The organism is Burkholderia sp. Ed8, assembly GCF_040761425.1.
Classification (GTDB): domain Bacteria; phylum Pseudomonadota; class Gammaproteobacteria; order Burkholderiales; family Burkholderiaceae; genus Burkholderia; species Burkholderia seminalis.
Genome location: NZ_CP142886.1, coordinates 999010 through 1017419, shown reverse-complemented (window position 1 = coordinate 1017419; position 18410 = coordinate 999010). Strand labels below are relative to the sequence as shown.

Sequence of the window (18410 nt, the reverse complement as noted above, 5' to 3'; positions counted from 1 at the left end):
GCCCGGCGTCCGTCAACGGCCCCCCGGCTCAGCTGCGCTTGACGCGGTAGACAGCAAGACTACCACGCCAGTTCGCTCCCCATCGAATCGGCTGGCCCTCGTGCAGCACGACGCGGTCGAGGATCGTGACGCCGACTTCGGGCGCGAGCGCCTCGAAATCCTTGATCGTCAGCACCCGCACGTTCGGCGTGTTGTGCCACTGGTACGGCAGCGATTTCGACACGGGCATGCGGCCGTGCAGCACCGACAGCCGGTGCGGCCAGTAGCCGAAGTTCGGGAACGACACGATGCACTCGCGGCCGACGCGCGCCGTTTCGCGCAGGATCGCGGCCGTCTGGTGGATCGTCTGCAGCGTTTGCGACAGGATCGCGATGTCGAAGCTGTGGTCCTCGAACAGCCGCAGGCCGTCCTCGAGATTCTGCTGGATCACGTTGATGCCGTTCTTCGCGCTCGCGAGCACGCCCGCGTCGTTCAGCTCGATGCCGTAGCCGGTGACGTCCAGTTCCTCCATCAGCAGCGCCAGCAGCGAGCCGTCGCCGCAGCCGAGGTCGAGGACGGTCGAGCGCGGCTCGACCCAGCGCGCGATCGTGCGGAAATCCGCGCGCGCGGACAGGGAATTCAGCGCTTGCTGGTTCATGCACCCACCTCGTTGGCGATTCGTTCGTAATACGCGCGGATCAGGTTGTGATAGCGCGCGTCGTCGAGCAGGAACGCGTCGTGACCGTGCGGCGCATCGATTTCCGCGTAGCTGACCGTGCGCTTGTTGTCGAGCAGCGCCTTCACGATCTCGCGCGAGCGCGCGGGCGCGAAGCGCCAGTCGGTCGAGAAGCTCGCGATCAGGTACTTCGCCTGCGTGTGCGCGAGCGCGGCCGTCAGGTTGCCGTCGAACGCCTTCGCCGGGTCGAAGTAGTCGAGCGCGCGCGTGATCAGCAGGTACGTGTTCGCGTCGAAGTAGTCGGCGAACTTGTCGCCCTGGTAGCGCAGGTACGACTCGACCTCGAATTCGACGTCGAAGCTGAAGTTGTACGCGTCGAGCGCGCCGTCGGCGCGGCGCAGCGCGCGGCCGAATTTCTCGGCCATGTCGTCGTCGGACAGGTACGTGATGTGGCCGATCATCCGCGCGACGCGCAGGCCGCGCTTCGGTTTCACGCCGTGCGCGTAGTAGTCGCCGCCGTGGAAGTCGGGATCGGACAGGATCGCCGAGCGCGCGACCTCGTTGAACGCGATGTTCTGCGCGGACAGCTTCGGCGTCGACGCGACGTCGATGCAGTGCGCGACGCGCTCCGGATACATCAGGCTCCACGCGAGCGCCTGCATGCCGCCGAGGCTGCCGCCCATCACCGCGGCGAAGCGCTCGATGCCGAACGCGTCGGCGACGCGCGCCTGCGCATGCACCCAGTCCTCGACGGTCACCACCGGGAACTTTGCACCGTACGGCTTGCCGGTCGACGGATCGATGCTCATCGGGCCGGTCGAGCCGAAACACGAGCCGAGGTTGTTCACGCCGATCACGAAGAAGCGGTTGGTGTCGAGCGGCTTGCCGGGGCCGACCATGTTGTCCCACCAGCCGGTGCTGCGCGGATCGTCCGCGTAGACGCCGGCGACGTGGTGCGACGCGTTGAGCGCGTGGCAGACGAGCACCGCGTTCGAGCGCGCGGCGTTGAGCTCGCCGTACGTCTCGACGACGAGCTGATAGTTGCCGATCACGCTGCCGCTTTGCAAGCGCAGCGGTTCGGCGAAGTGCATGGTCTGTGGAGCGACGATGCCGATCGATTCCATTCGTTCCGCCTTATGACTGGGCGGCTAAATGGTGTCGGCGAGGCGCGGAGTCGGAGATGCGCGGCTGACGACCTCTTTAGCCGCATTTGTAGTGAACCGCCGGGACGGAGACATCGTCAACGCCCGGCCGGTTCGCGCGCCCGCAATCGAGTCAGCAAATCGGCGCGCTCCGACCTGCCGCCCGAGGAGCGACAGTCGGCAAAGTATAGCGGAAATTGCGCGGCGCGGATTCCGGCACGCATGGCGCGGCGTGCCGCCGGGCGCCGGTCACTGCAGGATCAGCCGCAGATGCGCATCGGCCTGCTCGCCCGGCGGCTTGTGGAATCCGCCTTTCGCGAAGCGGTGCCAGCGGCCGATCACGTAGCTGACGAGCAGGCTCGCGCGGGCGGCGGGATCGTAGTCGGCCGGCAGCACGAAGGGCGTCGCGCCGTCGGGCGCCTGCGCCTCGGTGCGCGCGACGCGCAGGCATTGCTTGACGGTCGCCTCGATGCGGTCGAGCAGCTGGTTCACGCGCTCGGTCAGCCGCTCGTCCTCGCCGACCAGCGCCTCGCCGGTCAGCACGCGCGTCATCCCGGGGTTCTTCGCGGCGAAATTGAGCATCGTCAGCGCGATCGTTCGGGCCTGCAGCACGCCGTTCGGTTCCTTCGCGACGATCTGGTTGACGAGCCCGAACAGCGCCTGCTCGATGAACTCGATCAGCCCTTCGTACATCTTCGCCTTGCTGGCGAAGTGCCGGTATAGCGCGGCTTCCGACACGTCGAGCCGGGCCGCGAGCGCGGCGGTCGTGATCTTCTCGGGTTTCGGCGCCTCGAGCATCGTCGCGAGCATCTGCAGGATCATGACGCGGCGCTCGCCCGGCTTGGGGCGCGGGCGCGAGGGGGTAGCCTGGCTTTCGGTTACGGCTTGGTCCTGCGGGTAAGTCGGCTGCATTTTTGTCGCCCCGATCGTGTGCCCAGTCGGAGCGATTTTAGCGAACGAATGCGCTGGTCGACATAGTGGGGACGCCCGGTAACGGGCAGATGGCCCGGCAGGTGGCCGGTGATCCATACCGTGCCGATGCCGAGACGCTTGTAGCGCTTCAGGTGGCCGCGCGTATCCTCGACGAGGATCGCGTCGGACAGGCGGGCATGCGCGGCGCGCAGCGTCCGGCGCAGCATCGTGTGATCGGGCTTCGCGCGCCACGTGCGGCGGTCGCGCATGTGCTCGATCGCGATCACGCGCTCGAACAGCCGCTCGATGCGCAGCTCGCGCAGCACCGCGCGCGCATAGTTTTCCGGCGCGTTGGTCAGGATCAGCTTGCGGCCCGGCAGCGCGGCGACGATGCGCGCGAGGCCGCGCTCGGCGCGGACCATCGCGGGCAGGTCGGAAAACGTGTGGACCACGCGCAGGAAGTCGTGCGGGTCGATCGGGTGATGGCGCGTGAGGCCGAGCAGCGCGGCGCCGTAGCGCTCGGTGTAGCCGGTGCGCAGGCGGTCGGCTTCGGCGCGCTCGACCTGCAGCGTGTCGACGATGTACTGCGTCATCGCACGGTTGATCTCGGGAAAGATCGCGTGCGACGCGTGGTGCAGCGTGTTGTCGAGGTCGAACAGCCAGACGGGCGCGCCGGCGCGCGGCCGGCTGCGCGAGATGCGCCGGCGCCGCAGCGGGGCCGGCAGGTCGGGGCCGGGCGACTGGCGGCGTGCGCTCAATGCGAGCGGATCATCGTGCCGAACGGCTGCTCGGTCAGGATTTCCAGCAGCACCGAATGCTCGATCCGGCCGTCGACGATGTGTACCGACTTCACGCCGCTCTTTGCCGCGTCGAGCGCCGACGAGATCTTCGGCAGCATGCCGCCGGAGATCGTGCCGTCCTCGAACAGCGCGTCGATCTCGCGGGCGGACAGATCGGTCAGCAGGTTGCCGTCCTTGTCCATCACGCCGGGGATGTTGGTCATCATCAGCAGCTTCTCGGCGTTCAGCACGGTCGCGAGCTTGCCGGCGACGAGGTCGGCGTTGATGTTGTACGAGAGGCCGTCTTCGCCGAAGCCGATCGGCGAGATCACCGGAATGAACGCGTCGTCCTGCAGCGCCTTCACGACCGCCGGGTTGATCGCCTCGACTTCGCCGACCTGGCCGATGTCGATGTACTCGCCCGGGTTGTCGCGGTCCGGCATCAGCAGCTTGCGCGCGTGGATCAGGCCGCCGTCCTTGCCCGTCAGGCCCACCGCGTGACCGCCGAAGTGGTTGATCAGCATCACGATGTCCTGCTGCACTTCGCCGCCCAGCACCCACTCGACGACTTCCATCGTCTCTTCGTCGGTGACGCGCATGCCCTGGATGAAGGTGCCGGCCTTGCCGATCTTCTTCAGCGCGTGATCGATCTGCGGACCGCCGCCGTGGACGATCACCGGGTTGATGCCGACCAGTTTCAGCAGGATCACGTCGCGCGCGAAGCCCTGCTTGAGCCGCTCTTCCGTCATCGCGTTGCCGCCGTATTTGATGACCACGGTCTTGCCGTGGTAACGGCGGATGTACGGCAGCGCCTCGGCGAGGATTTCTGCTTTCAGCGTCGGGGCGATCTGCGAGAGGTCGATGGGCTCGGACATGGCGGCGGCTCTGGCTGGGAACGGTTGAAACACGGCGAATTGTACAGGAGTGGCGCAGCGCAGCATCGGGTTTTTGGGCGGGCCGGAACGCCGGCGGCGCGAGGCGGCACGGCGTGCGGCGGCCCGCCGGCTATGGCGCGGCGCGATTCCGGCGGCCGGGCGCGCGCGGTCGCGGCAGGGGCGATGCGCGCCGGTTGGCGGCGGACGTCGGCCGGGCGGCCGGCGTGCAAAATCCGTGCGCCGCGCTATGCTTGTCGCGTGGGGCGGCTTTCCGCCCGTTTCCGCGATTGCGCCATGACCGACTCCGCCGCCGACGCCCGTTCCGTCCCGCGCCGCGCGCGTTGCCCGCACTGCGGGCGCGGCTTCGACTGCGGCGCGCATACGCAGCCGTTCGACTGCTGGTGCGCGTCGATGCCGGTGCTGCCCGGCGGCGCCCCGCCGGCGGCCGGCGCACGCTGCCGCTGCCCCGAATGCCTTGCCGACGAGATCGCGCAGCGGCTGGCCGGCGCGACCGGCTGACGGCGTCGGCCGTGCCGCGGTTCGCGCCGTCCGTGCGCGCCGATCCGGCCCCGCTAGAGGCGCCGCCCGCTAAACGGGTAAACTGCTCGGATGCAACGAATCACCACTACCGGGCGCGTCAACCTCAGTCACCTGTTCTGGCTTCGCAATCTCGCGATCATCGGCCAGCTCGTGACGATCGGCGTCGTGCAGACCTATTTCGGCGTGCATCTGCCGTTGCCGGCGATGCTGATGGTCATCGCGCTCGAGATCGTTTTCAATGCGCTGACCTGGGTGCGCGTGCTGCGCGCGCGGCCCGAGACCAATTTCGAGCTGCTCGGCCAGCTGTGGGTCGACCTCGGCGCGCTGTCCGCGCTGCTGTTCCTGTCGGGCGGCACGACCAACCCGTTCGTGTCGCTGTACCTGCCGTCGCTCGCGATCGCGGCGGCCGTGCTGCCGTGGCACCTGATGATCTGGCTCGCGGCGTTCGCGGTCGCGTGCTATGCGGCGCTCGGTTTCGATTCGGTGCCGCTCAACATGGACAATCCGGCTAACCTGTTCGACTACTACCGTACCGGCATGTGGGCGAACTTCATGGTGAGCGTCGGGCTGATCGCGTGGTTCGTCGCGCGCATGTCGAATGCGCTGCGCCAGCGCGATGCGGCGCTCGGCGAAGCGCAGCAGCATCTGCTGCGCGACGAGCGGGCCGTTGCGCTCGGCGTGCAGGCGGCCACCGTCGCGCACGAGATGGGCACGCCGCTGTCGACGATCGCGATGCTCGCCGAGGAACTGCGCGACGCGGCGCGTGCCGATCCGGGGCTCGCGCGCTACGAGGCCGACCTGAAGGTGCTCGAGGAGCAGATGACGCTCTGCACGTCGGCGCTCGCGCGCCTGCGCAGCCGCGCGAGCGCGCCGGCGAGCCGCCAGCCGGTGGACGACTGGCTCGACACGTTCGTCGAGCACTGGCGCCTGCGGCATCCGCATGTGCAATTCGAGCTGCTCGGCGCGCGTCCGGCGGGCGTCGCGCTCGACGACACGGTCGCGGCCGGCCAGATCCTGACGATCCTGCTCGACAACGCCGCGCGCGCGAGCCCGCAGCGCGTGACGCTGGCCGCGAAGGTCGCGCATGGCGGCACGGCCGACGAGATCGAATTCGAGGTATGCGACGACGGGCCCGGCATTCCGGCCTCGCTGCGCGAATCGCTCGGCGCGATGCCGGTCGACAGCACGCAGGGCGGGCATGGGGTCGGCCTGTATCTCGCGTTCAGCGCGGCCGCGCGGCTCGGCGGCGAGATCGAGCTGTCCGATGTCACGCCGCGCGCGGCGGGCGGCAACGGGCGGGCCGGCGGTGCGGGCAATGGTCACGCCGCCGCCGCATCGGGACCACGCGCGGGCCAGCGCACGGGCGAACGGGCAGCCGAACGGCCGGCCGGCACGCCGGACAGCCGCGCGACCGCCGCGCGCGGCACGCGGGCCGTGCTGCGCCTGCCGGTCGTGCGCGTCGCGGCGCCGGCCGCCTCAACCAACACGTAGACGGAGAAACCACATGAGCGAGAACAATTTCCTGGTGATCGACGACAACGAGGTGTTCGCGGGCACGCTCGCGCGCGGCCTCGAGCGGCGCGGTTACGCGGTCCAGCAGGCGCACGACAAGGAGGCGGCGCTGCGGCTCGCCGCCGGCGGCAAGTTCCAGTTCATCACCGTCGACCTGCACCTGGGCGAGGATTCGGGCCTGAGCCTGATCGCGCCGCTGTGCGACCTGCAGCCCGACGCGCGGATCCTGGTGCTGACCGGCTACGCGAGCATCGCGACGGCCGTGCAGGCCGTGAAGGAAGGCGCCGACAACTACCTCGCGAAGCCGGCGAACGTCGAGTCGATCCTGGCCGCGCTGCAGACCAACGCGACCGAGGTGCAGGCCGACGAGGCGCTCGAGAACCCGGTCGTGCTGTCGGTCGACCGGCTCGAATGGGAGCACATCCAGCGCGTGCTGGCCGAGAACAACAACAACATCTCGGCGACCGCACGCGCGCTGAACATGCACCGCCGAACGCTGCAGCGCAAGCTCGCGAAAAAGCCGGTGCGCCAGTAAGCGGGCGCACCAACGAAAACGGGCGGCCCGCCGGGCCGCCCGTTTCGTATCCGGTGCCGCGCGCGTTACAGCACGTAGCGCGACAGGTCCTCGTCCTGCGACACTTCGCCAAGTGCGCGATCGACATACTTCGCGTCGATCGTCACGCGCTCGCCGGCGTGGTTGCCGGCCGAGAACGACACTTCCTCGAGCAGCTTCTCGATCACCGTGTACAGCCGGCGCGCGCCGATGTTCTCGGTCTTCTCGTTGACCGCGAACGCGATCTCCGCGAGGCGGCGAATGCCGTCTTCGGCGAATTCGAGCTGCACGTCCTCGGTCGCGAGCAGCGCCTGGTACTGCTTGACGAGGCTCGCGTCGGTGGCGACGAGGATCGCTTCGAAGTCGTTCACCGACAGCGAGTCGAGCTCGACGCGGATCGGGAAGCGGCCTTGCAGTTCGGGGATCAGGTCGCTCGGCTTCGCGAGGTGGAACGCGCCGCTCGCGATGAACAGGATGTGGTCGGTCTTCACCATCCCGTACTTCGTGTTGACCGTCGTGCCTTCGACGAGCGGCAGCAGGTCGCGCTGCACCCCCTGGCGCGACACTTCGCCGCCGCTGCCTTCGTTGTTGCGCGACGTGATCTTGTCGATCTCGTCGAGGAACACGATGCCGTTCTGCTCGACGTTCTGCACGGCCTTCGTCTTCACTTCCTCTTCGTTCAGCATCTTCGCCGCTTCCTCGTCGGTCAGCAGCTTCAGCGCTTCCTTGATCTTCACCTTGCGGCGCTGCTTCTTGCCGCTGCCGAGGTTGGAGAACATCGAGCGGATCTGCTCGGTCATCTCTTCCATGCCCGGCGGCGCCATGATGTCCATGCCGGCCGACGGCTGCTCGAGGTCGAGCTCGACTTCCTTGTCGTCGAGCTGGCCTTCGCGCAGGCGCTTGCGGAAGGTCTGGCGCGTCGCGTTGTTGTCGTCGTTCGCGTGTTCGGCATTGCCGCCGAAGCCCACCGCGCGCGGCTGCGGCAGCAGGATGTCGAGGATGCGGTCTTCCGCCTGGTCGGTCGCCTTGCTGCGCACCTTGCGCATCTCGGTCTCACGCGTCTGCTTGACGGAGATCTCGATCAGGTCGCGCACGATGCTGTCGACGTCGCGGCCGACGTAGCCGACTTCGGTGAACTTGGTCGCTTCGATCTTGATGAACGGCGCATCGGCGAGCTTCGCGAGGCGGCGCGCGATTTCGGTCTTGCCGACGCCCGTCGGCCCGATCATCAGGATGTTCTTCGGCGTGATTTCCTGGCGCAGCGGATCGGCCACCTGCTGGCGGCGCCAGCGGTTGCGCAGCGCAACCGCGACGGCCTTCTTCGCCTTCGCCTGGCCGATGATGTGCTTGTCGAGTTCCGAGACGATCTCGGCAGGGGTCATGGTGCTCATGGTGCGGTCCTTACTCGATCGTTTCGATGATGCGGTTGTGGTTCGTGTAGATGCACATGTCGCCGGCGATCCCGAGCGACTTCTCGACGATCTCGCGCGGCGACAGCTCGGTGTTCTCGACGAGCGCACGGGCCGCGGCCTGCGCGTAGGCGCCGCCCGAGCCGATCGCGCAAATGCCGCCTTCGGGGTCGAGCACGTCGCCGTTGCCGGTGATCACGAGCGTGGTGGTGGCGTCGGCCGTGATCAGCATCGCCTCGAGGCGGCGCAGCATCCGGTCGGTGCGCCAGTCCTTCGCGAGTTCGACGGCCGCACGGGTCAGGTTGCCCTGGTGCTTCTCGAGCTTCGCCTCGAAGCGGTCGAGCAGCGAGAACGCATCGGCGGTGCCGCCCGCGAATCCGACCAGAACCTGGTTGTTGTAGATCCGCCGCACTTTCCGCGCGCCACCCTTCATGACGATGTTGCCGAGGGTTACCTGGCCGTCGCCGCCGAGCGCGACCTTGTCGCCGCGCCGGACCGAAACGATGGTCGTGCCGTGAAATTGCTCCATCTGCGTTCCTTGAGAAAAACGGGGAAGAGTCGGGCGGCGCGACGCGCCGCCGCGTGAATCCGCAGTGCGCCGGGGAGCGGCCCGGCGCGCGTCCGTTTCATTTTAGGGCGGGCACCGGGATATCAAGAGGCGGGGGGCAAATCGGCACACCGGGAAGCGGTGCCGGAAAAACAAAAAGCGCGCGGCAGGCCGCGCGCTTTCGGGAAGCAGCGTGTCTGAGCGGAACGCCGCTCGATCAGTCGCCGAACAGCTTCTGGCGCAACTCGCGGCGCTCCTGCGCCTCGAGCGACAGCGTGGCGGTCGGACGGGCGAGCAGCCGCGGAATGCCGATCGGCTCGCCGGTCTCCTCGCACCAGCCGTAATCGCCGGAATCGATGCGGGCGAGCGACTGCTGAACCTTCTTGAGGAGCTTGCGTTCGCGATCGCGCGTACGCAGCTCGAGCGCGTGCTCTTCCTCGATCGTCGCGCGATCGGCGGGATCGGGGACGATCACCGTTTCGCGCAGGTTCTCGGTCGTCTGGCCTGCATTCTTGAGGATGTCCGCCTGCAACTGTTCGAGCCGATTTTTGAAGAAGGCGAGCTGATCCTCATTCATGTAATCCTTGTCGCTCATCTTCAGGATTTCGGCTTCGGTCAAGAGTTTCTTCGTCATCTGCTTGCTTCTTCAATGTGCGGCAAATCAAGAGATATTGCCTGCACTTTGGGATTACCCGCAACCGCGTTTGCATTCATTTGCGATTTGCCGCCGCGGGGCCGAAAGCCTCTGGAAAACCGGTTCTCAAATACCAGGATAGGCCTGGCGCGGAGTTGCGCGCGCTGCGAACCGGTGTGCTGCGCGGCACATCGCATCGGCCGCGGCCGGGAGGCGGATTGGCGATCCGGCGCGGTTGCGATGCCCGGAAAACTGGTTCAGCAAGAACCGGGCCTGTTTGTTGCCGTACTCCAGCGGGCACGTATTGTAACTGAATCGCAAGCGGGCGCCGTATCGGGTCGATCCCCGTCGGCTGCGCCAATATCTAGAAAATATAACGCGCAAATCGCGAAAAAGCGATGACGGCGAAACCCTGCCCGGAAAGTGCGCCGCGCGGGCGCCTCGGCCGCCGGGAAAGGCGGCCGGGCGACGCCGTGCGCGGCGGTGCCCGCGCGCGTCAGGCGAGGCAGGCGTCGAGGCCGTCGGTGATCAGGTCCTGCGGCAGGTCGACGCCGATGAACACCATCTTGTTGGTCTTCTTCTCGACCGGCAGCCACTTCGCGGCGAGGTCGCTGCCCATCATCTGGTGCACGCCCTGGAACACGACCTTGCGGTCGACGCCCTTCATGTACAGCACGCCCTTGTAGCGCAGCATCCGCTCGCCGTAGATCTGCAGGATGCCGCCGAGGAAGTCTTCCAGCTTGTTCGGGTCGAACGGGCGGTCGTTGCGGTACACGAACGACTTGATCTTGTCGTCGTGGTGCGCGTGGTGGTGATGGTGGTGGCCGTGGTCGTGATCGTGCGCGCATTGGCCGTGATCGTGATCGCAACCGGCGTGATCGTGCTCATGGTCGTGATCGTGGTGGTGATGCGCGTGGTCGTCTTCGGCGAGGAAGTCGGGGTCGATCTCGAGTTTCGCGTTCAGGTTGAAGCCGCGCAGGTCGAAGATTTCCTTGATGTCGGCTTCGCCGAAATTCACGACCTTGATCGCGGCCTTCGGGTTCATGTGCATCAGGCGGTGCTTGAGGCCGGCGACGGTCTGATCGTCGACGAGGTCCGACTTCGTGATGAACAGGCGGTCGGCGAAACCGACCTGGCGCTGCACCACTTCGTGCTCGTCGAGCTGCGCGTTCGCGTGCTTCGCGTCGACGAGCGTGATGACCGCGTCGAGCAGGAAGTCGTCGGCGATTTCGCTGTCGATGAAGAAGGTTTGCGCGACGGGGCCCGGGTTCGCGAGGCCGGTCGTCTCGATCACGATGCGGTCGAAGTCGAGCTTGCCTTCGCGCTTCTTCGCGGCGAGATCGCCGAGCGCGCGGGCGAGGTCGCCGCGGATCGTGCAGCAGATGCAGCCGTTGCTCATCTGGATGATCTGCTCGTTCGAATCCTGCACGAGGATTTCGTTGTCGATGTTCTCTTCGCCGAATTCGTTCTCGATCACGGCGATCTTCATGCCGTGCTGTTCGTTCAGGATGCGCTTGAGCAGGGTCGTCTTGCCGCTGCCGAGGAAGCCGGTGAGGATGGTGACGGGAGTGGCCATGTCGGTCGCCTGTGGTTCGTGAATCGGGGTCAAAACCAGGATGTGCGTCGCGCCCTCGCGCTGCGAGCCGGGGCGCACAACCATCCATTGAAACATACCTGTCAAGCCCGCGCCCGTCGTCCGGACGACAGGGGCGAGCGCTGGTCCGCCAGGCGCGGAGGGCCGGCGGACGCGGGTGTGCGTCTAGATCGGGGCGATCAGACGATTTGCAACAGCAGGCCCTTCAGATATTCGCCTTCCGGGAACGCGGCGAGCAGCGGGTGGTCGACGCCCGCGCCGAGCCGCTTCAGGATGCGCGCGTCGACCTTCGCGTCGGCGGCCGCGCCCGCGACGATCTTCTGGAACAGGTCCATGTCGATCGCGCCCGAGCACGAGTACGTGAACAGCAGGCCGCCCGGACGCAGCAGCTTGAAGCCGCTCAGGTTGATGTCCTTGTACGCGCGCGCCGCGCGATCGACGCTGTCGCGGGTCGGCGCGAACTTCGGCGGATCGAGCACGATCAGGTCGAAACGCTCGCCTTCGTCGACGAGGCGGCGCAACGTCTTGAACGCGTCGGCGTCGAGCCAGGTCGCGCGTTCGGCGTCGAAGCCGTTGGCGACGACGTTCTGCTGCGCGAGCGCGAGCGCATCGCCCGACGAGTCGATCGACACGACGCGCGTCGCGCCGCCCTTGAGCGCCGCGAGCGAGAAGCCGCCCGTGTAGCAGAAGCAGTTCAGCACGTCGCGGCCGGCCGCGTACTGCGCGACGAGCGCGCGGTTGTCGCGCTGGTCGACGTAGAAGCCCGTCTTGTGGCCGTTCGGCACGTCGACGTGATAGCGCACGCCGTTTTCGTTCGAGATCAGCGTCGCGGGCGGCGCATCGCCGGCCAGCACGCCGGTCGTCTGCTCGAGCCCTTCCTTGTCGCGGATCGACACGTCCGAGCGCTCGTACACGTTCGGGCAGCCCGTCGCGCCGGTGAGCGCCGCGACGATCGCGTCCTTCCACGCTTCGACGCCGGCCGCCATGAACTGGCAGACGAGCTGGCCGCGCGGCGCGGCCCCGGCTTCGGCGGTGTCCGCGACGTAGTAGTCGACGATCAGCCCCGGCAGCCCGTCGGCCTCGCCGAACACGAGCCGCACCGCGCCGGTGCCCGACACCATCGTCGTGCGGTGCGCGACCGCGCGCTGCACGCGGCGCTTGAAGAAGGCGTGGTCGATCGGCTCGTGCTCGTCGAAGCTCCACACGCGCACGCGGATCTGCGACTGCGGGCTGTACGCGCCGCGCGCGAGGAAGCGGCCGTCGTGCGCGCGCACGAGCACGGTCGCGCCGGGCGCGGGCTTGCCGTCGACGCGGTCGATCGCATTCGCATAGATCCACGGATGGCGGCGCAGCAGCGATTTTTCCTTGGACGGCTTGAGGGTGACGGTTTGCATGATGAGATCGAAATGGGCCGCGACGGAAGCCGACCGTTATCGGTCGCCGTGCGCGGCGGGTAGCACGGGAAGGGCGTCAGTCGCGCTTCTTCGCGCGCGGATGCGCGCTGTCGTAAATCTTCGCGAGATGCTGGAAGTCGAGCGACGTATAGACCTGCGTCGCGGCGACGCTCGCGTGGCCGAGCAGTTCCTGCACCGCGCGCAGGTCGCCGCTCGACTGCAGCACGTGCGTCGCGAACGAGTGGCGCAGCACGTGCGGATGGACGTTGGCGGGGATGCCCGCGGCGAGCGCCGCGCGCTTCACGCGCTCGCGCACGACGCCCGGCGACATCCGGTTGCCGCGCACGGACAGGAACAGCGGGTGCGGGTCGTGCCTGACGAATTCGCCGCGCACCGCGAGCCACGCGTTCAGCGCGTCGATCGCCTTGCGGCCGACCGGCACCTTGCGTTCCTTGTTGCCCTTGCCGCGCACGGTGACTTCGGCTTCGGCGAGATCGAGCCAGCCGGTCGAACGGTAGCCGTCGGCCTGCGTATACATCACGTCGAGCCCGATCAGTTCGGCGAGGCGCAGCCCCGACGAATAGAACAGCTCGAGGATCGCGTGATCGCGGATGCCCTCGGTCGTGCCGGCGAGCGGCGCGTCCATCAGCGCGGACGCGTCGTCGACCGACAGCGCCTTCGGCAAGGTCTTCGGGCGTTTCGGCGCGCGCACCGCGGCAACCGGATTCGCGGGCATCTCGACGCGCTGCGCGAGCCAGCGGTAGAACGCGCGCCAGGCGGACAGCCGGTGCGAGATCGACCGCGCGGACAGCCCGCCCGCATGGGCGCGCGCGACCGCGCCGCGCATGTCGGCGGCCGTCAGCGCGTCGAGCGGCCGGCCGGCCGCGAGCTTCTTCAGTTCGTCGAGTTCGTGCGTGTACGCGCGCAGCGTGTGTTCCGACAGCTGCCTGACGTGTTTCAGGTTCGACAGGTAGGCGGCGATCGGGTCGTCGGTCATCGCGGGCGGCGGATCAGTGCGGCAGCAGGCGCGTGAGCGCGGCGCTCGCGAGCGTCGCGATCTGCGCGAGGAAGTCGGTGGCCATCCCGTCGTGGAAGCGGCGCGGATCGGGCGAGCCGAGCACGAGCAGGCCGAACGCGGGCGCATCGGTGCCGGCGAGCGGCGTGCGCAGCGCGAGCAGCGCGACCGAGGTGGCCGCGCCGTCGCCGGCCGGCGCTGCTTCGGCGCCTTCCGCTGCATGCGCGGCCGGCGCGGCGACCGCGGGCGCGAGCCACTGCGCCGCTTCGAAGCCCGTGTTCGCGCCGCAGTACGGCGTCGACAGCCCGTTCGTGAACAGGCGCACTTCCTCGCCGACCTGGCGGGCGAAGTCGGCCTGCGCGTAGGTGTCGGCGACGTCCCACACGCGCAGCGCCGTCTGCGGCACGTCGAACACGTCGGCGATGCCGTCGGCGATCGTGCGCGGCAGCGCGTACGGATCGCGTTCCGCGATCACGCGCGCGGTCCAGCGGCTGAACTTCGCGGACAGGCTGTCGTTCTCGTGGCCGTAGCGCACGAGTTCGGCCAGCCGGCGCTCGAGATGCTTGTTCTTGTCGCGCAGCATCTCCATCTGCCGCTCCTGCAGCGAGATCGCGGCCTTGCCGTGCGGGTTCGCGAGACGGATCGTCGCGAGCAGTTCGGCGTGCTGCGCGAAGAATTCGGGATTGGCGAGCAGGTAGTCGGCGACTTCGCGATCGTTCATGTGGCTGGCGCGTTCAGTTATCAAGGACGTTGCAGGGTCAGGCGTTCAGGTCGATTTCGCCTTCGAACACGGTCGCGGCGGGGCCGGCCATCATCAGCGCGGCGGCTTCGTCGCGCGCGCCGTCCCAGCCGATCGTCAGCGTGCCGCCGTGCGTGTGCACGGTCACGGGCGAATCGAGCAGGCCGCGCCGGATGCCGGCCGCGACCGCCGCGCACGCGCCGGTGCCGCACGCGAGCGTCTCGCCCGCGCCGCGTTCGTACACGCGCAGCTTCACTTCGTTGCGCGACACGATCTGCATGAAGCCGGCGTTCACGCGCTGCGGGAAACGGGCATGGCGTTCGATCAGCGGGCCTTCTTCCAGCACCGGATACGCGTCGGTATCGTCGACGACCTGCACCGCGTGCGGATTGCCCATCGACACCGTCGAGATCCAGCGCGTCGCACCGCCGACGTCGAGCGGCCACAGCGTGTCGCGGCCTTCGCGGCGGCCGTCGAGGCCCGCTGCATCGAACGGCACCTGCGCCGGCGCGAACACGGGCGCACCCATGTCGACGACGACTTCGCCGTTGTCCTGCAGCGTCAGCGTGATCAGGCCCTTCATGACCTGCACGCGCACGCTGCGCTTGTCGGTCAGGCCGCGGTCGCTGACGAACTTCACGAAGCAGCGCGCGCCGTTGCCGCAGTGTTCGACTTCGCCGCCGTCGCAATTGAAGATCCGGTACTTGAAATCCGCGCCGTCGACGGTCGGTTTCTCGACCAGCAGCAACTGGTCGGCGCCGATGCCGAAATGACGGTTGGCGAGTGCGCGCACCTGCGCGTCGGTGAGCGGCGGCAACGCGCGCGAATAGCCGTCGAGCACGACGAAGTCGTTGCCCGCGCCGTGCATCTTGGTGAACGAGAGTTTCACTGGGTCCGGAATTCCATGACGAACAAGGCGGTCGGCACGGCATGAACGGCCGGCGGCCGGGCCGGGCGGTGTCGTTCGTCGTGCAGATCTCAACCGCAAATGATACATGCAGCCGACTGGGGCGTCCCGCGCGGGGGCGGCGCTTCGCGTCGCGCCGGCGGGCGGTATCGGTCGATCGGTCGACTGGTCGACTGGTCGGGCAGGTGACGGGCAGGCAAATTGTCGGGATACGGCGGGCGCCGTCGCGGCGAAAGCGGCGCTGGCGATGCGTGCCCGCCGCGCGGCGAAGGTACGGCGCGATCAGGACGCGCGTTTTCGTACCGGTCAAATCGGATATTCCGCGGTTAGCGTCAACGGCAGCTGGCGGCTGACGTTCCGGTTCGAAGGCGCCGATGCCGTGCTGGTCAACGACCAGGACCATCACTGAGGTGATTCAAGCCATGACCCGCATCTTCAATCCGCCCCATCCGGGCGAAACGCTGCGCGACGACGTGCTGCCGGCGCTGGACCTGAGCGTCACCGAGGCCGCGTCGCAGCTGGGTGTGACGCGAGCCGCACTGTCGCGCATCCTGCACGGCCATGCGGGCATCTCGCCGGACATGGCGCTGCGTCTCGAAGCGTGGCTCGGCGAGGACGGCGGGGGGCGGGCCGATCTGTGGCTCGCGCAGCAGTCGGCCTACGATCCGTGGCGGGCGCGCGCGAAGGGCGCGCCGAAGGTGGCGAGAGCGCAGGCGCGCACGTGACGGCGCGCCCGCGGGTTTCGCGCGGCAGGGTCAGTACAGGCTCGGCTCGCCGGGCGGGCGCGTCTTGAAGCGCTTGTGGACCCAGTAATACTGCTCCGGCATCAGCGGGATCTGCTCCTCGAGGAATGCATTCATCCGCCGCGCGTCGAGATCGTCGTCGCCGGTCGGGTAGTGATCCCACGGCTTGAATACCTTCAGACGGTAGCCCTTGTAGTTCGGCAGCACCTCGCCGATGAACGGCACGACCTGCGCGCGGCCCGTCTTCGCGAGCCGGCCGACGGCCGTCAGCGTGCAGGCCGGCACGCCGAAGAACGGCACGAACGTCGAGTTGCGCAGCCCGTAGTCCATGTCGGCGCCGAGCATCACGGGCTTGCGGTCGCGCAGCCATCGCAGCACGACGCGCGCGCTGTCCGCGCGGCCGACCATCTCGGCGTCGAAGCGCCCGCGCGCCTTCTTCGCCGCTTCCTCGAGCACCGCATTCGAGAACGGCTGGTACAGCGACCCGCAGCGGCGGTGCAGCGAACGATTCAGCCAGATCGAACCGGCCTCGATGCCGACGAAGTGCAGGCCGAGGAACAGCGTCGGCGGCAGGTCGGGATCGTCGAGATCGACCGCGCTGTCGACCTGGATCAGCTTCGCGAGCTTTTTCTCCGAGCCGAACCACTGCACGCTGCGCTCGACGTAGCTGCGGATCGCATGGCGGAAATGCTGGCCCGCCACTTCCTCGCGCCGCGCGTCGCTCCAGTCCGGGAAGCAGAGTTTCAGATTGGTGTGTACGATGCGCTTTCGCCGGCTGGGGATCTGGTACAGCAGCCAGCCGAGACCATCGCCGAACCGTGCGGTCAGGCCGTACGGCAGCAGGGCGAGCAGTTTCAGCAAGCCGATGGCGAGGTGCGTGGCTAGACGACCTAGCATGCGAAACCTCCGAGGGACCGGCTGGCCGGCATGTCGAGAACAGGGTGGTAAGACAGCGGAAGATGCAGCACGGGCGGCGCTCTGTGACAATTCAGGAAAGCCGCTATAATACGGGCTTCGCCGAGTTAACTGACAACTTGCGGGGCGAAGCCGGCTGGTGCCACACGCACTGCCCGGTCCTGGTAATCCGCTAAAGCGTCGCCGCTTCAGGCCCAACGAAGCTGGCTACGTGAAACCAACCGTAACCACACAGGAGCCTGAAAAAGTGGCAAACGATTATCTCTTCACGTCCGAATCCGTCTCCGAAGGCCATCCGGACAAAGTCGCGGACCAGATCTCGGACGCGATTCTCGACGCCATCCTCGAGCAGGACAAATATTCCCGCGTAGCGGCCGAAACGCTGTGCAACACGGGTCTCGTCGTTCTGGCCGGTGAAATCACCACGACGGCCAACATCGACTACATCCAGATCGCGCGCGACACCATCAAGCGCATCGGCTACGACAACACCGACTACGGCATCGACTACAAGGGTTGCGCGGTGCTCGTCGCGTACGACAAGCAGTCGCCGGACATCGCGCAGGGCGTCGATCGTGCTCACGACGACAACCTCGACCAAGGCGCGGGCGACCAGGGCCTGATGTTCGGCTATGCGTGCGACGAAACCCCGGAACTGATGCCGCTGCCGATCTACCTGTCGCACCGCCTCGTCGAGCGCCAGGCCAGCCTGCGCCGCGACGGCCGCCTGCAATGGCTGCGTCCGGACGCGAAGTCGCAGGTGACGGTCCGCTACGTCGACGGCAAGCCCGATTCGATCGACACCGTCGTGCTGTCGACGCAGCACGCACCGGACATCGAACTGCCGGCGCTGCGCGAAGCCGTGATCGAGGAAATCATCAAGCCGACGCTGCCGGCCGAGCTGATCAAGGGCGACATCAAGTTCCTCGTGAACCCGACCGGCCGGTTCGTGATCGGCGGCCCGCAGGGCGATTGCGGCCTGACCGGCCGCAAGATCATCGTCGACACGTACGGCGGTGCCGCACCGCACGGCGGCGGCGCGTTCTCGGGCAAGGATCCGTCGAAGGTCGACCGTTCGGCCGCGTATGCAGGCCGCTACGTCGCGAAGAACATCGTCGCCGCCGGCCTCGCGTCGCGCGCGCTGATCCAGGTGTCGTACGCGATCGGCGTGGCCGAGCCGACCTCGGTGATGGTCAACACGTTCGGCACGGGCCGCGTGTCGGATGCGGTGATCACGAAGCTCGTGCGCGAGCATTTCGACCTGCGCCCGAAGGGCATCATCAAGATGCTCGACCTGCTGCGCCCGATCTACGAGAAGACCGCTGCCTACGGCCACTTCGGCCGCGAAGAGCCGGAATTCTCGTGGGAAGCGACCGACAAGGCGCTCGCCCTGGCCGAAGCGGCTGGCGTCGAGCCGACGGCACGCGTCGCGTAAGCGTCGTTCGCCCGCAAAGAAAAACCCCGGCTTGCCGGGGTTTTTTTACGGGTGCCGATCGCCGGCGCAACGGCGGTGATCGTAGCGGGGCGGGTGTGCCCGCCGGCGCG

Annotated in this window: 20 protein-coding genes; 6 read left to right on the top strand and 14 right to left on the bottom strand. The window is 67.8% G+C overall.

Annotation, left to right across the window (positions count from 1 at the left end):
• Window positions 1-28 precede the first annotated feature (28 nt).
• The 5 genes from metW to argB all read right to left on the bottom strand — a co-directional run bounded on the left by metW (window position 29) and on the right by argB (window position 4363).
• Window positions 29-637: a methionine biosynthesis protein MetW gene (metW, locus tag VXM69_RS18645; protein WP_034179337.1), complete on the bottom strand. Its 609-nt coding sequence runs from the start codon at window positions 635-637 to the stop codon at window positions 29-31.
• A complete protein-coding gene (locus VXM69_RS18640) occupies window positions 634-1779 on the bottom strand; it encodes a homoserine O-acetyltransferase (RefSeq protein WP_034190246.1) in 1146 nt (381 codons plus the stop codon). Before VXM69_RS18640 ends, metW begins: the two co-directional genes overlap by 4 nt.
• Before the next feature lie 267 nt (window positions 1780-2046).
• Window positions 2047-2709, bottom strand: coding sequence for a nucleoid occlusion factor SlmA (gene slmA, locus VXM69_RS18635; protein WP_034190247.1), 663 nt, complete (start codon window positions 2707-2709; stop codon window positions 2047-2049).
• Entirely contained in the window at window positions 2676-3467 is a 792-nt protein-coding gene (locus tag VXM69_RS18630; RefSeq protein WP_034190248.1) for an HAD-IA family hydrolase, read from the bottom strand. The genes slmA and VXM69_RS18630 overlap by 34 nt, the downstream gene beginning before the upstream one ends.
• Entirely contained in the window at window positions 3464-4363 is a 900-nt protein-coding gene (gene argB / locus VXM69_RS18625; RefSeq protein ID WP_034190249.1) for an acetylglutamate kinase, read from the bottom strand. Before argB ends, VXM69_RS18630 begins: the two co-directional genes overlap by 4 nt.
• Window positions 4364-4657: 294 nt before the next feature.
• On the opposite strand from argB, the gene VXM69_RS18620 reads away from it, so the two are divergent.
• From VXM69_RS18620 to VXM69_RS18610, 3 genes are all read left to right on the top strand, one after another.
• Complete coding sequence (locus VXM69_RS18620; RefSeq protein WP_343727678.1) at window positions 4658-4882, top strand: cysteine-rich CWC family protein; 225 nt, start codon at window positions 4658-4660, stop codon at window positions 4880-4882.
• Between the two features lie 90 nt (window positions 4883-4972).
• Entirely contained in the window at window positions 4973-6394 is a 1422-nt protein-coding gene (locus tag VXM69_RS18615; RefSeq protein WP_034190251.1) for an ATP-binding protein, read from the top strand.
• A 13-nt stretch (window positions 6395-6407) separates the two neighbouring features.
• Window positions 6408-6950 carry a response regulator transcription factor gene (locus VXM69_RS18610; protein WP_021156278.1) on the top strand — a complete coding sequence of 181 codons (543 nt, stop codon included), beginning with the start codon at window positions 6408-6410 and terminating at the stop codon, window positions 6948-6950.
• A gap of 65 nt (window positions 6951-7015) precedes the next feature.
• Here VXM69_RS18610 and hslU read toward each other — a convergent pair whose 3' ends face one another.
• From hslU to dapF, 8 genes are all read right to left on the bottom strand, one after another.
• Window positions 7016-8359 (bottom strand): ATP-dependent protease ATPase subunit HslU, encoded by a 1344-nt coding sequence (gene hslU, locus VXM69_RS18605; protein WP_034190252.1) that lies wholly within the window; start codon window positions 8357-8359, stop codon window positions 7016-7018.
• A 10-nt stretch (window positions 8360-8369) separates the two neighbouring features.
• Window positions 8370-8906: an ATP-dependent protease subunit HslV gene (hslV, locus tag VXM69_RS18600; protein WP_006477497.1), complete on the bottom strand. Its 537-nt coding sequence runs from the start codon at window positions 8904-8906 to the stop codon at window positions 8370-8372.
• 235 nt (window positions 8907-9141) lie between these two features.
• A complete protein-coding gene (gene dksA / locus VXM69_RS18595; protein WP_006477498.1) occupies window positions 9142-9558 on the bottom strand; it encodes an RNA polymerase-binding protein DksA in 417 nt (138 codons plus the stop codon).
• 496 nt (window positions 9559-10054) lie between these two features.
• Entirely contained in the window at window positions 10055-11230 is a 1176-nt protein-coding gene (locus VXM69_RS18590; RefSeq protein ID WP_175029366.1) for a GTP-binding protein, read from the bottom strand.
• A 101-nt stretch (window positions 11231-11331) separates the two neighbouring features.
• Entirely contained in the window at window positions 11332-12546 is a 1215-nt protein-coding gene (locus VXM69_RS18585; RefSeq protein WP_049035196.1) for a class I SAM-dependent rRNA methyltransferase, read from the bottom strand.
• Between the two features lie 76 nt (window positions 12547-12622).
• On the bottom strand, window positions 12623-13543 hold the full coding sequence (gene xerC / locus VXM69_RS18580) for a tyrosine recombinase XerC (RefSeq protein ID WP_200086581.1): 921 nt from the start codon (window positions 13541-13543) through the stop codon (window positions 12623-12625).
• 13 nt (window positions 13544-13556) lie between these two features.
• Window positions 13557-14282, bottom strand: coding sequence for a DUF484 family protein (locus VXM69_RS18575; RefSeq protein ID WP_034190255.1), 726 nt, complete (start codon window positions 14280-14282; stop codon window positions 13557-13559).
• A gap of 37 nt (window positions 14283-14319) precedes the next feature.
• On the bottom strand, window positions 14320-15189 hold the full coding sequence (gene dapF, locus VXM69_RS18570) for a diaminopimelate epimerase (protein ID WP_034190256.1): 870 nt from the start codon (window positions 15187-15189) through the stop codon (window positions 14320-14322).
• 265 nt (window positions 15190-15454) lie between these two features.
• Here dapF and VXM69_RS18565 point away from each other — a divergent pair, with 265 nt between their 5' ends.
• Both VXM69_RS18565 and VXM69_RS18560 read left to right on the top strand, forming a co-directional pair.
• A complete protein-coding gene (locus VXM69_RS18565) occupies window positions 15455-15616 on the top strand; it encodes a hypothetical protein (RefSeq protein WP_367189993.1) in 162 nt (53 codons plus the stop codon).
• Between the two features lie 13 nt (window positions 15617-15629).
• On the top strand, window positions 15630-15932 hold the full coding sequence (locus VXM69_RS18560) for a HigA family addiction module antitoxin (RefSeq protein ID WP_367189992.1): 303 nt from the start codon (window positions 15630-15632) through the stop codon (window positions 15930-15932).
• A gap of 30 nt (window positions 15933-15962) precedes the next feature.
• Here VXM69_RS18560 and lpxL read toward each other — a convergent pair whose 3' ends face one another.
• Window positions 15963-16847, bottom strand: coding sequence for a lauroyl acyltransferase LpxL (gene lpxL, locus VXM69_RS18555; protein WP_034190258.1), 885 nt, complete (start codon window positions 16845-16847; stop codon window positions 15963-15965).
• Between the two features lie 265 nt (window positions 16848-17112).
• On the opposite strand from lpxL, the gene metK reads away from it, so the two are divergent.
• Window positions 17113-18300, top strand: a complete 1188-nt coding sequence (gene metK, locus VXM69_RS18550) for a methionine adenosyltransferase (protein WP_011546455.1) — start codon at window positions 17113-17115, stop codon at window positions 18298-18300.
• Window positions 18301-18410: the final 110 nt, after the last annotated feature.